Raw genomic sequence first — 13,428 nt, forward strand, 5'->3', positions numbered from 1 at the left:
CCCTTATGCTTCTATATTATTCATTTTTTCATTTCGTTTTATTTGGATTTCCTGCTATCTTTTCGTATAGCACATCTCGTTCTTTATGGTATTCATCTGTCCAATTATTAAAGGAATGATTACGCTCCGCAACTCGCTTATATTGTTCATCAATTTTTTTTATTTGATTCTCAACAGATACCGTACTAAATGGCGATTGAAGAAATACTCGGTACAACTCCCCTCCTTCTTTCAAGGCAACATCATATTCATTATACAATTCTTCATATGATGTATATCGGTGAGTCATCACCTCTTTCATCTTCTCCCATTCCCTTTGTATTCCTTCATCACTCATACCATGTATCAAGGGCTCGACTTGTTGAAATGCTTCCTTCGATTCCTTCACCGCTCGTTTTTCTTTCTCCAACAGTTTCTTTCGTTGTTCTAATAATTCATTTGCTTCATCCGCCAATGACTTCATCTCTGCTTGATTATCAAGACGAAGTGTTACCAGTTGTTCATATACTTGCTTCTCCTCCCCCTCCAGTTTTAGTAGCTCTTGTTGCGGTTCATACATATTTGCATCTACGCTTTCAAATCGTTCAAGTTGCTTTTGCACTTGTTCTTCCTGTACAAGAATATTCCCGCAACCACTTTGAATGAGAACTGCAAGACAAACAACGAAGAATCGAAACATATATTCATCTCCTTTCTCTACTTCATCACACTTGGTCTACACATACTTAAGCCAAAAATGGTATAACATGTTTCTACTTGAAATAAATCATTATACTGTAGCCTTTCGCTTAAATTTCTAAATTTATACATATAGGCTGCTGACTATACCGTTTTCCGCGCTCCACATACTTTATAAGTAACCGCTACAAAGCGGAAGATGACGAAGGGGGTTTTTTCCTATGCACGGATATGGGTATGGTTCTTCTTGTGGCTATCCATCTTACGGCTACTGTGGTGGAGGATATGGATACGGACGTGGATTTGCATTAATCGTTGTGTTATTCATCCTTCTTATCATTGTAGGCGCATCTAAGTTTTGCTAAGGTGCATATGTAAGAAATAACACTCATGAAAAAAAGCAGAGAAGTATCTTCTCTGCTTTTCTTTTTAAAACAATCCAACTATCCTATAAAAAGTGGTATAATATTCTCTACATTACCTTTCGTCAGGAGGATTTGTATGTTAACAATGAAAGATGTTATTCGCGAAGGACACCAAACACTTCGTGATGTTGCAAAAGAAGTACCGCTACCTGCATCAGCAGAAGACAAAGAAACTTTACAAAGTATGATTGACTTTGTACAAAATAGCCAAAATCCAGAAATGGCAGCAACGTATAGTTTGCGTCCAGGGATTGGTTTAGCAGCTCCGCAGATCAATGTATCAAAACGAATGATTGCTGTGCACTTAACAAACCAAGATGACTCGCTACATAGCTATGCCCTGTTCAATCCGAAAATTGTTAGCCACTCTGTAGAACGCACATATCTATCAGGCGGAGAAGGATGCTTGTCTGTTGATCGCGACGTACCAGGATACGTGCCTCGTTATGCGCGCATTACCGTAACAGGTACAACACTAGAAGGTGAACAAATTAAAGTACGTCTAAAAGGATTAGCTGCAATTTGCTTCCAGCATGAGATTGATCATTTAAACGGCGTGATGTTCTATGATCACATCAACAAAGACAATCCATTCACACAGCCAGAAGATGCCGCTCCTTTAGAGAGATAAAAAAGAAGCTGAATTTCCCTTGAGAAATTCAGCTTCTTTTTTATTTAATTTTCTTTTTCTCCACTGGCATATTCGCATGTAAATACTCTGCCAGCTTACGATGATACTCAATATCGTTCTTTTTTTTCATTTCTGCCCTTCTTCTAATAACTTCTTCCCTATTTTCATCCACTATTTGCAATAGTCTTTTGTTCATCTTAGTCTCCCCCTATCTTTGAAAACAAACGATTCATAACTAGCGTATGTCAAAAAGACACACCCGCCCTATGCTTGCACCTAGTTTCCAAAAAGATAGACGCTATGTGGTAAACGTTCTCGTAAAAAACTTTTTCTTCTGCTATTCATAGTTTTTATCGTGAAAACGAATACTAACAAAAAAAGATGCCGAAACTGGTTTAATCTGGGCGTCAGGGGGTATACACTAATGTTTAAACAGCTAAAACGACTCATGAAAAAGCAATGGATAGAACTTTTGCGGAAAAAGAAAATTGCTTAATTTTTTTATTTAAGATATGATAAAACAAGTCTACTACGACTTACGTTATAATAAAGATAAAATTTCCTATTTTCTTTTTGAAAAGGAATGAAATACATAGCAATATCCTATATAATATGAAACAGATGCTATATTTAAGAAGGAGAGATTTTAATGATTTTCAAAGTGTTTTATCAACAGGACGCAAAAGAAGCTCCGGTAAGAGAATGTACAAAAACTCTTTATATCGAAGCAATTTCTGAACGTGACGTTCGTAAAAAATTATCAAAATTCAATTACAATATTGAATTGGTTCAACAACTTTCCGGTGCTCATTTAGAATACGAACAACAAAGTGAAAATTTCAAAGTGACGGAGATCGAATAGTCTATGAAATTTTTAAAAAATGACCAAACTGCTGTATTCGCACTAGGTGGACTAGGTGAAATCGGTAAGAATACATACGCAGTACAATTCCAAGATGAAATTATATTAATTGATGCCGGAATCAAGTTTCCAGAAGATGAGCTTCTAGGAATCGACTATGTAATCCCAGATTACACTTATTTAGTTCGTAACGAAGAGAAAATTAAGGGATTGTTTGTTACACATGGACACGAAGATCATATTGGAGGAATTCCTTACTTACTTCGTCAAATTAACATTCCTATTTATGGTGGCAAATTAGCGCTCGGTTTAATTAAGAATAAATTAGAAGAGCATGGCTTACTACGTAAAACAAAGTTAATCGAAATTAAAGAAGACGATGTTATCAAGTTCCGTAAAACGTCGGTTACGTTCTTCCGTACAACACATAGTATCCCTGATTCATATGGCGTTGTTGTAAAGACTCCACAAGGACAAGTTGTACATACTGGAGACTTTAAATTCGATTTCACACCGGTTGGAGAGCCTGCTAACTTAACGAAGATGGCAGAAATCGGAAAAGAAGGCGTGTTATGCTTACTATCTGACAGCACAAACAGTGAAGTACCTCACTTCACAATGTCAGAGCGTCGTGTTGGAGAAAGCATTGACGAAATTTTCCGTAAAGTAGACGGACGTATTATTTTCGCAACGTTTGCATCGAACATTCATCGCTTACAACAAGTTGTTGAATCTGCTGTGAAAACGAATCGAAAAATTGCAGTATTCGGACGTAGTATGGAAGCTGCAATTGAAATCGGTCATGATTTAGGATACATTAAATGCCCGAAAGATACGTTTATCGAACCATCACAAATTAACCGCTTACCTGCTAATGAAGTAGTTATCTTATGTACAGGTAGCCAAGGTGAGCCAATGGCTGCATTATCTCGTATCGCTAATGGAACGCACCGTCAAATCCAGATTATCCCTGGTGACACAGTTGTGTTCTCATCTTCACCAATCCCAGGTAACACATTAAGCGTAAGCCGTACAATTGATAAATTATACCGTGCTGGCGCAGATGTTATCCACGGTTCATTAAGCGACATTCATACAAGTGGTCACGGTGGACAACAAGAGCAAAAGTTAATGCTTCGCTTAATTAAGCCGAAGTTCTTTATGCCAATCCACGGTGAATACCGTATGCAACGTATGCACGCACAACTTGCTCAAGATTGTGGTGTATTACCAGAAGATTGCTTCATTATGGACAATGGTGAAGTACTTGGCTTACGTGCAAACGAAGCACAAGTAGTTGGTAAGATTCCTTCTGGTAACGTATATATTGATGGTAGCGGTATCGGTGATATTGGTAACATCGTATTGCGTGACCGTCGTATTCTTTCTGAAGAAGGTCTTGTTATCGTTGTGGTAAGCATCGACATGAAAGAATTCAAAATTGCTGCTGGCCCAGACATTATCTCTCGTGGATTTGTCTATATGCGTGAAAGTGGCGATTTAATTAACGAAGCACAACAGTTAATTTCTGTTCACTTAAACAAAACAATGGAACGTCGTACGACACAATGGTCTGAAATTAAGAATGAAATTACAGACACATTAGCACCGTTCCTATACGAAAAAACAAAGCGCAAACCGATGATTTTACCAATCATTATGGAAGTGTAAGATATGTGTAAAAGGCACTAGGAAAAATTCCTAGTGCCTTTTCTTTCATTCTTTTGCATATATAATAGGAGCCCTCCTCGCTTCTCTATATAATAACTTATAATTAGTTCTTTACTCGAAAGATGGGATAATCTCTACACACTACACTCCGAGTGGACACTTTCCGCGGGCGAGAGCGAGCCTCCTCGGCAAGCCTTGCGGGTTCCCACTTTCCTCGCTTTTCCCGCAGGAGTCGCCACTCTCCGTTACGTGTATGAAATGTCCTTTATTCTAATACAGAAAAAGCAAATCGCTCAGCAATTTGCTTTTTCCTATATATATTACTTCCCTCTACTACTCATTTTAATAATCTGCGCAACATTACGTGCTGTACGTTCTAAATTTTGTTCGCCTTGTCGCAATGCTTCTTCTAGCGTAATTGCTGCTGGAACAATTGGGAAAACAATATCAATTCCATGCTCATATACAACTGCGCAATCTTCGCGTAAACACCCTGCAAGGCCGATAACTGGAATGTCGTATAACTTCGCCGTTTTTGCAACGCCAATCGGTGTTTTTCCGTAAATTGTCTGTCCATCAATGCGTCCTTCGCCTGTAATAACGTAATCTGCACCTTTTACTTTTTCTTTTAAGTTCGTTGCCTCAATAACAATATCAACACCGCTTTTTAGTTCGGCATTCAAGAAGGCAAGTACACCTGCACCTAGCCCTCCTGCTGCACCTGCTCCAGGTACTACTTCAACATTCTTTCCTAAATCTTCTCGAATAACATGCGCATAATGAGCAAGGTTGGAATCTAGTGCTGCTACCATTTCACTTGTAGCACCTTTTTGTGGCCCGAAAATTGCTGATGCCCCTCTATTTCCTGTAAGTGGATTATCTACATCACATGCCACGATGAAAGAAACATTTTGTAAGCGCTCATCCATTTCGCCCACATCAATTTTAGCTAGTTGTGCAAGTGCACCACCACCAACAGGTAATTCTTCTCCAACTCTATTTAATAACTTCGCGCCTAATGCTTGAGCCATACCAGCTCCGCCATCATTCGTTGCACTTCCGCCTAATCCTAAAATAATACGTTCTACCCCTTCATCTAACGCACGACTAATTAACTCTCCCGTTCCTCTTGTTGTCGTTACAAGTGGATTTCGCTTTGCTACTGGTACGTAATGAATCCCAGAAGCTGCCGCCATTTCAATAACAGCTGTTTTACCGTCTCCTACTATACCGAAATACCCTTCTACTTTATTACCAAGTGGACCTGTTACAAATTCCTTCACGATATATCCATTCGTTGCATCTACTAATGATTGTACTGTCCCTTCTCCTCCGTCTGCCATTGGCACTTGAACATACTCGGCATCTGGAAATACATGCTTCCAGCCTTTTTCAATCGCATGTGCAACTTCTTTTGCTGTTAAACTTTCTTTAAATGAATCTGGTGCGATGACAATTTTCATGTTGCTCTCCCCCTATATAAACAATTTAAATACACCAAACAGAAGTGTTGAAACTGTAACTAAAGTTAATCCTACCGCTGTTTCATATGGAATTAACTTTAGGCGTTCTTTCATGCCCATGTTCAGGCTGCCAGCTGTCGCATGGAAGAAACTACCGTGTGGCATATGATCCATTACTGTTGCACCTGCATGAATCATTGCCGCCCCTGCTAACGAAGCTACACCTAATTCTAGAATCGTTCCACTAAATACAGAACTTGCAACTGCCGTACCTGCTGTTGTTGATGCTGTTGCTAATGACATTGCTGCACCACTAATTGGCGCTAATAAGTAAGCTGGTAATCCTGAATTTGTTAAACCGTCAATAATCACATTTTTTAATCCAGAGTTCGAAATAATTCCTGCAAGTGTACCCGTTCCGAGTAGCATAATGGCTACACCTGACATTTTATTTAAGCCTGATACCGCATAATCATTAATCTTCTTCGCACGGCCCATCGCAATTGCACCGACAATACCACCAATTGGTAAGGCGATCATTGGATCGATATTAATATTAAATATTGGTCGTAATGCTAACAAAATAATTGCAGTTAGCGGTGCAATTATCGCTGTCCCGAAACTAGGTAATGATTCTGTGTTCACCGCTTGCACTTCTTCTTTCGTTACTGCTGTTCCTTTGTTCACTAGCTTCTTCGCTAATATGTACGTCACAACAATTCCGAAAATAGCCGGAATGATTCCTGCTGCCATAACAGATGTTAATGGTACATTGAATGCGTCAGATGCGGCAATTGTATTTGGATTTGGTGACATAATGTTACCAGCTTTTCCTCCACCAATCATCGCTAATAAAATTGCCATTTTTGATAAATTTGCACGACGCGCAATTGCTAATGCAATTGGCGCTACTGTAATTACTGCAACGTCCACGAATACGCCAACAGATGTTAAAATTGCTGTTGCTAATGTTAGAGATAGCAATGCTTTCGCTTCCCCTACCTTCTTGACAATTGTTTCTGCTAATGTTGTTGCTGCGCCTGATTCAATTAAGACACCTGCTAACACACCTGCTGCAATAATACGTAATACAGCTGGAATAATTCCTTTTGCACCTTCGATCATAAGTGTTACCGTCTCAACTAGCGTAACTCCTCCGATAATTCCACCAATCAATGCACCCGCTATCATTCCATATGCCGGTGGTACTTTCTTCAAAATAAGTCCAATTGCAATAACAAGCGCACAAATGGCACCTAACGCACTTACTTCAATTCCCATTTCCTCTGTCCCCTTTCTTTTTTTGTTACTTTCAGTATGAACGAAGAAAGCGTTTTCATCATTAGGCAAAAAGACAAGATTCTCTCTTGTTTTATATAAAAAAGTTGTTCATTTGCACAACAACAATAAAAGAAAAAAGCAGCCAATAAGCTGCTTTTACTCGGCTACTTGGAATGTATGACGTAACATAGCCCCGTACAACCAAAATAGGTCGTGAATATTCTTCGGATCTTTCCCTGTTAGTTCATAAATACGATTCAAGCGATAACGGAGTGTATTGCGATGGATAAATAACTTCGTTGCCACTTGACTCAACTCACCATTTTCTTCTATAAACGCGTGTAATGTGTTGCGTAGTTCTCCATTTTTATCTTGTTTAACAAGATAATCATACGATTCGTCTAGCGCTTCTTCCTTCCATGTCGTATGCATATCATAAAACAAAGCCTGGACTTTCAACTGCTCAAATGTATATACTTGCTCTTCTGGATATAATATTTTTCCAATTTGTAACGTTGTTTGTGCAATTTTATAGGATGTATGCACGTTTTTCATATGTGTAGACTGTTTCCCACTTGCAATACGTACCCTTATATTAAGCAATTGCTCACAGTTATGTTGTACAGAAAGAAGGCGTTCCTCAACATTGCCATGTAGCTTTACATCATCCAATAACACAATATAGTTCGAATCCACTACAGCTGTTAATGTGTGAGGACAACAGTTTGTTACTTCATTCATAACGAGATTCATCCGCTTCATCTGCTCATCTGAGGATATCTGTTCTATAGGGACTTCAATTAGACTTGCAACCCATGGGTGATCTAATCGAATACCTAATGTGTTACTATACTCTACTACTTGTCTATATGAAGGATTACGGTCGTAAATAAGAGAGAAAATAAATTCCTCTTTCAGTCGATTTGTCCATTCCATTTTATGAATGAAATACGCTTGTTCAATCATCATTTCAGCTGTCATTTTCATTAATTCTCCAAATTGTGATACTTCACGTGGATCACCTGTTATTCCGATAATGCCTAGTACCTTCTCTTGGAATTCAATTAACAGATTTGTACCTACTTTCACACCTTGTAATTGCTTTGACTGCTTATCATCTATATCAATACGGCTACTACGTCGAAGTGCCAATATCGCTCCTTCATGCGCTGTTCCAATACGTGACTTTTCACCTGAGGCGATAATAACGCCTTTTTCATCCATCACATTAATGTTATGATGAATGACGTTCATCGTTCGATTGACAATTTGTTGTGCTAGCTCTTTTGACAATAATGCCATGAAGTCCACCCTTTCCTACAACGTACGAAACAACATGCCTTATGTTCTTTTTCTTCTATTATAGTAAAATACAAACTTTATGTCAGTTGTATAGAAAAGAGTTGCCTCATTTGTCAAAATGAATGAGACAACTCTTTCTTACGTTGTATCTCTCCAACTTATCGTAATGCTTGCTCGAAATCTTGCAATATATCTTCTATATTTTCAAGCCCTACCGAGAATCGTAGTAACGTATTAGAAATACCACGCTTCTCTCTCTCTTCTTGTGGCATTGCAGCATGTGACATCTTGGCTGGATACGACAAAATTGACTCTACTCCACCAAGACTTACCGCAAATACAGGGATTTTAATTTTTTCTACAAACAAACGGAAGGTATCTTCATCACATAATTCAAATGAAAGTACTGCTCCAGGTCCATATGCTTGTTCTTGATGAATCTCGTATCCTTCATGCGAGGCTAAGCCTGGATAATAGACACGCTTCACCTTCGAATGATGCTCTAAGTAAGAAGCTAGTTGGAGTGCCGCTTTCATTGACTGCTCCATACGTACATGTAATGTCTTAATACCACGCATCACGAGCCATGCATCTTGTACTCCCAATACCGCTCCGAATGCTTTTTGCAAAAATTCAAGACGATACGCTAACTGTGAATCGTTCACTACTGCTAACCCTGCAAGCACATCACTATGTCCACCGAGAAACTTCGTCGCACTATGCAACACAACATCTACCCCTAACTCAAGAGGACGTTGTAGTTGTGGTGTCATAAATGTATTATCTAAAAATGTTAAAGCGCCTACTTCTTTCGCTAGCTGTGTCAAAGCTCTAATATCTGTAATCTTTAACGTTGGATTTGACGGTGTCTCCATATAAATTACTTTCGTATTTGGTTGAATAGCTTCGCGTACTTTTTCAATATCTGTCATATCTACATACGTATACGAAATACCCATTCTTCCTAACACTTCCGTCACAAAACGGTACGTCCCACCATACACATCTTCCGTAATAATGACATGATCTCCTGCCGACAAAAGAAGAAATGCGGTAGAGATAGCAGCCATCCCTGATGAAAAAGCAAATCCCCTCGTTCCACCTTCTAATTCTGCAATCGTATCCTCTAATGCTTCACGCGTCGGATTCCCAGCACGATTATAATCATATTTTCCAAACGCATCAATATCATACTGGTGATGCGTTGACGTATGATGAATTGGTACACTTACACCACCATATGTCGGCTCAATCCTATGCTTTCCGTGCAACACCTTCGTTTGAAATGTAAATTCACTCACCTTACGACCACCTCACTCGCTTTTTTCAATGCTTGCGCTAAGTCTTGCTTAATATCTTCTACGTCTTCAATACCAACAGAGAAACGTAATAATCGATTACATACCCCACGCGCATGTCGAATCTCTTCTGGAATATCCATATGTGTTTGCGTTGTTGGATACGTGATGAAACTTTCAAGTCCACCTAGACTTTCCGCAAAGCAGATTAACGATAATGATTGCAAGAATGGATTCACCATTGACTCATGCTGAATGCGGAACGAAACCATTCCACCTTTTCCAGGGTATAAGACATCTGTTACTTCGTCACATTCCTCTAAGTATTCCACTAACGCTTTCGCATTCTCTTCATGCTTTTTCATACGAAGTGACAATGTCTTCATCCCTCTCATTAACAACCAGGAATCAAACGGACTTAACACCGCACCGCCTGCATTATGGTACTTCGCCACTTGCGTTGATAGCTCTTCTCCCTTCGTCACAATTAAGCCAGCAAGCACATCATTATGACCACCTAAGTATTTCGTTGCACTATGAATAACAATATCTGCTCCTAATTCGATTGGACGTTGTAAGATAGGTGTTAAGAATGTATTGTCGACAATACATAATAACCCGTGACGCTTCGCCACCGAAGCAATTGCCTCAATATCACACTCTACCATTAATGGATTTGTTGGTGTTTCTAAAAAAACTGCCTTCGTCGATTCGTTAATTGCCCCGTGAACTGCTTGCACAGAGCTTGTATCTACGTAATGACACTTCAGTCCATATTTCGCAAATACTTCTTCAAATAAACGATACGTTCCGCCATATAAGTCATCCGAGACAATTAATTCATCCCCTGCTTTGAAAAGAGACAGAAGCGTTAAGATTGCTCCCATCCCGGAACTACAGGCAAACCCTGCATCCCCGCCTTCTAAATCAGCAATTGCCTTCTCTACTAATTGACGTGTCGGATTCGTCGTTCGAATATAGTCAAATCCCGTTGATTGCCCAATTCCCGCATGACGATATGCTGTTGATAAGTATATCGGTGCACTAACTGTACCCGTTACTTCCTCGCTTCGATTCCCAATTTGTGCTACTTTCGTGTCCACTCTATACACTCACTTCATCTCCTTTAATAAAATAAAAAAACCTTCTTCATAAGAAGAAGGTTTTTGACATTCCTATAACGTCACTTCCTCTTATCTGCTGGAATTAGCACCTTTTCAGCTCTATATGCTGACGGTTGCTGAGGTATCTACAGGCCAGTCCCTACACCTCTCTGGATAAGAAAATATTTTTACAATTACACACATCATACAATAACAAAATGAAACTTGGCAACAAAAATTTTCTAATTTTATAAAAAACAAAGAAAATTCCACCTTTTCATCAACTTCTTTCCACTAAATGCAAACAAAACACTTCAAAATAATAATTGACAAATAAAAAAATGCCGTGATATGGTAATAATCAAAATTTTATTTTTCTAAAAAGTTGCAAGTTTCAATCTTTTCCAACTGGTTGAATATGGCATTATACGTCTAGTTATCTATTCATTTTTCATATGTGCAAACAACAAACAAAGTATGTGGGAGGTTCAAGAATGAGCGAAGTTAAAGTGGCGTTATTAGGGTTTGGAACAATTGGATATGGGGTATACACAAACATTACAAACGAGCAAAATACAATTCAAAATGTGGTAAAGCAAACAGTAAAAATTACAGGTGCTCTTATTCGTGATCCTCACAAAGAGCGAAGTATTGCAAAGGATATATTGTTAACAACAGACTTTCATGAATTACTCGCAAAAGAAAAACCAGATGTTGTCATTGAAGCAATGGGCGGCATCGAACCGACATTAACGTATATTAAAGATGCACTAAACGCAGGTTGCCACGTTATTTCTGCAAACAAAGATTTAATTGCAAGACATGGAAAAGACATCGAAGAAATAGCGAAAGCAAACAACGTTTTCTTTGCTTATGAAGCAAGTGTAGGTGGGGGCATTCCACTTATTCGCACAATTAAAGAATTACTTCAGTTCAACCACATTGAACAAATTGAAGCTATCTTAAACGGAACAAGTAACTTTATTTTAAGCTACATGCGCTCAGAGAAAGCGTCATTTGAAGATGCTTTGGAAATTGCAAAAGCAAAAGGTTATGCAGAGCCAGATCCAACGAATGATGTAGAAGGATACGATCCATTCTACAAAGCAATGGTATTAAGTAACTTAATGTACGGTGCACAACCTCACTGGGAAGATGTATTTGTCGAGGGCATCTCAAAAGTGAAAACAGATGAATTATTACTTGCAGAAACACTCGGCTTCCGCTTAAAACAGTTTGTGTCTATTAACGATGCCCTACAAGTAAGCGTTGGACTACATTTCGTAGATAATACACATCCTCTTTACGGTGTAGAAGGCGTAGACAATGCCATTCGCTTTAAAGCAAAAACACTTGGCTTCTTAACATTACAAGGTCCTGGTGCAGGAGCAAATGCAACATCTAGCGCAATTATTGAAGACCTTGTTTCGTTCTATACGAAGGAGAAAGTCGTTCCAGAGGTACCAAAACAAACTCGTGTCCCAGAAAATGCAGAACGCCCAACATCAACATATACCCTTCTCTTCACAAGAGAAGATTGTTGTGAGAAATTGGTTGATATATTACAAGAAAACGGAGCTATTTTACAACGTGCATCCTCTCCGTATGGGTCAGCGCTCTTATACAAAACACACGGAACACCTACGTATCAATTACTCGCACAATATGCCGAAGACGTTGCATTATACAGTGCACACGTAACGAACGAACAGCTTTATACTAGGACGAAAGAAGTTATTTCAACTATTTAATATTCCAATATAAAGATTAAAGAAGGTTAACGTTATTCTAACATATCGTTAACCTTCTTTTTGTTTCATATATGCTTTTAATTCTTCCATGAATACTTCCGTTGCTTTTGATGGCAAACTTTCTTTTAAAAGAATCATAGACAGACGACGGATATACGGCTGTGGTAACGAAATCGTCGCTAATTCCCCATTTACTTCTGCTCGTTCCGTCACATCGGATGAAATAAGCGTAATCCCGAGTCCATTCGCAACCGCTTCTTTCACCGCGTAATTACTTCCAAACGTAATGATGTTCTTCGGTGCAATGTAGTTCGATGCTAAAAATAGCTTCAAATATTCTTGTGTACCAGATCCATCTTCCCGACTAATCCACGTTTCGTTCTGCACATGATCAAGTGAAAACGTTCTCCCTGCTAACGAGTGATGATTCGGCACTGCCAATACCATCTCATCCTTCGCAAACTGCTCATATGAGAAATGTGACGACGTAACTAACCCCTCTACTAGACCAACGTCTAGCTCATACTTCTTCATCCGCTCACAAATTCCAGTCGTATTATCAATTGTAATATGTAATGTAAGCTCTGGATATTTCTTCGAAAACTCTCCTAAAAAAGCAGGCAAACAATATTCTCCGATGGTAAAACTAGCACCAATTCGTAAACTACCTTCTACAACATGATGATAACTATTCACATCGCTTTTCAACTCTTCTACAAGATGGAGGATGTGTTTTGCTCGTTCATAAACGAGTTGGCCAGTTGGTGTCACAACGATTTTCTTCTGCTTATGCGAACGTCCAATAAGCGTCGTATGAAAATATTCTTCTAATCGCTTTACATGCAAACTAACACTCGGCTGTGATAAATTCACGCTCTCGGCTGCTTTCGTGAAATTTTTATGCTCTACTACCGCAAGAAATGTTCTCAACTCGTCTAACACGATACTCCCCCTAACCATTAA

General features: G+C 38.9%; 13 protein-coding genes and 1 riboswitch. Of the genes, 5 read left to right on the plus strand and 8 right to left on the minus strand.

The features are described 5' to 3' along the window. Window positions 1-28 precede the first annotated feature (28 nt). Window positions 29-679 (minus strand): YkyA family protein, encoded by a 651-nt coding sequence (locus IEV41_RS08065; protein WP_188387878.1) that lies wholly within the window; start codon window positions 677-679, stop codon window positions 29-31. A gap of 220 nt (window positions 680-899) precedes the next feature. Between IEV41_RS08065 and IEV41_RS08070 the strand changes: the two genes are divergently transcribed. Beyond that, window positions 900-1,043 (plus strand): YjcZ family sporulation protein, encoded by a 144-nt coding sequence (locus IEV41_RS08070; protein WP_188387879.1) that lies wholly within the window; start codon window positions 900-902, stop codon window positions 1,041-1,043. A 136-nt stretch (window positions 1,044-1,179) separates the two neighbouring features. Further along, window positions 1,180-1,734 carry a peptide deformylase gene (gene def / locus IEV41_RS08075; RefSeq protein ID WP_188387880.1) on the plus strand — a complete coding sequence of 185 codons (555 nt, stop codon included), beginning with the start codon at window positions 1,180-1,182 and terminating at the stop codon, window positions 1,732-1,734. 40 nt (window positions 1,735-1,774) lie between these two features. Here the strand turns inward: def and IEV41_RS08080 are convergent, their stop codons facing one another. After that, window positions 1,775-1,930 (minus strand): hypothetical protein, encoded by a 156-nt coding sequence (locus IEV41_RS08080; protein ID WP_188387881.1) that lies wholly within the window; start codon window positions 1,928-1,930, stop codon window positions 1,775-1,777. Window positions 1,931-2,383: 453 nt separating this feature from the next. Between IEV41_RS08080 and IEV41_RS08085 the strand changes: the two genes are divergently transcribed. Together IEV41_RS08085 and rnjA are read left to right on the plus strand one after the other, a co-directional pair. Then, window positions 2,384-2,596: a DNA-dependent RNA polymerase subunit epsilon gene (locus IEV41_RS08085; RefSeq protein ID WP_188387882.1), complete on the plus strand. Its 213-nt coding sequence runs from the start codon at window positions 2,384-2,386 to the stop codon at window positions 2,594-2,596. Between the two features lie 3 nt (window positions 2,597-2,599). Next, on the plus strand, window positions 2,600-4,267 hold the full coding sequence (rnjA, locus tag IEV41_RS08090) for a ribonuclease J1 (protein ID WP_188387883.1): 1,668 nt from the start codon (window positions 2,600-2,602) through the stop codon (window positions 4,265-4,267). A gap of 320 nt (window positions 4,268-4,587) precedes the next feature. On the opposite strand, the gene IEV41_RS08095 is transcribed toward rnjA, so the two are convergent. The 5 genes from IEV41_RS08095 to IEV41_RS08115 form a co-directional block, all read right to left on the minus strand. After that, entirely contained in the window at window positions 4,588-5,730 is a 1,143-nt protein-coding gene (locus IEV41_RS08095; RefSeq protein ID WP_188387884.1) for a glycerate kinase, read from the minus strand. 12 nt (window positions 5,731-5,742) lie between these two features. Beyond that, window positions 5,743-7,011, minus strand: a complete 1,269-nt coding sequence (locus tag IEV41_RS08100; protein ID WP_188387885.1) for a GntP family permease — start codon at window positions 7,009-7,011, stop codon at window positions 5,743-5,745. 156 nt (window positions 7,012-7,167) lie between these two features. Further along, the gene (locus IEV41_RS08105) at window positions 7,168-8,313 is read right to left on the minus strand and encodes a sugar diacid recognition domain-containing protein (RefSeq protein WP_188387886.1); all 1,146 of its coding nucleotides are present in this window, start codon (window positions 8,311-8,313) and stop codon (window positions 7,168-7,170) included. A 158-nt stretch (window positions 8,314-8,471) separates the two neighbouring features. Next, entirely contained in the window at window positions 8,472-9,614 is a 1,143-nt protein-coding gene (gene metC, locus IEV41_RS08110) for a cystathionine beta-lyase (RefSeq protein WP_188387887.1), read from the minus strand. After that, a complete protein-coding gene (locus IEV41_RS08115; protein ID WP_188387888.1) occupies window positions 9,611-10,723 on the minus strand; it encodes a methionine biosynthesis PLP-dependent protein in 1,113 nt (370 codons plus the stop codon). Before IEV41_RS08115 ends, metC begins: the two co-directional genes overlap by 4 nt. Before the next feature lie 78 nt (window positions 10,724-10,801). After that, window positions 10,802-10,895: riboswitch (SAM riboswitch) on the minus strand. Between the two features lie 313 nt (window positions 10,896-11,208). Here IEV41_RS08115 and IEV41_RS08120 point away from each other — a divergent pair. Further along, window positions 11,209-12,465: a homoserine dehydrogenase gene (locus IEV41_RS08120; RefSeq protein WP_188387889.1), complete on the plus strand. Its 1,257-nt coding sequence runs from the start codon at window positions 11,209-11,211 to the stop codon at window positions 12,463-12,465. Window positions 12,466-12,513: 48 nt separating this feature from the next. Here the strand turns inward: IEV41_RS08120 and IEV41_RS08125 are convergent, their stop codons facing one another. Then, on the minus strand, window positions 12,514-13,407 hold the full coding sequence (locus IEV41_RS08125) for a LysR family transcriptional regulator (RefSeq protein WP_188387890.1): 894 nt from the start codon (window positions 13,405-13,407) through the stop codon (window positions 12,514-12,516). Window positions 13,408-13,428: the final 21 nt, after the last annotated feature.

The sequence above is a fragment of the Priestia taiwanensis genome, from assembly GCF_014638355.1.
GTDB lineage: Bacteria > Bacillota > Bacilli > Bacillales > Bacillaceae_G > Priestia_D > Priestia_D taiwanensis.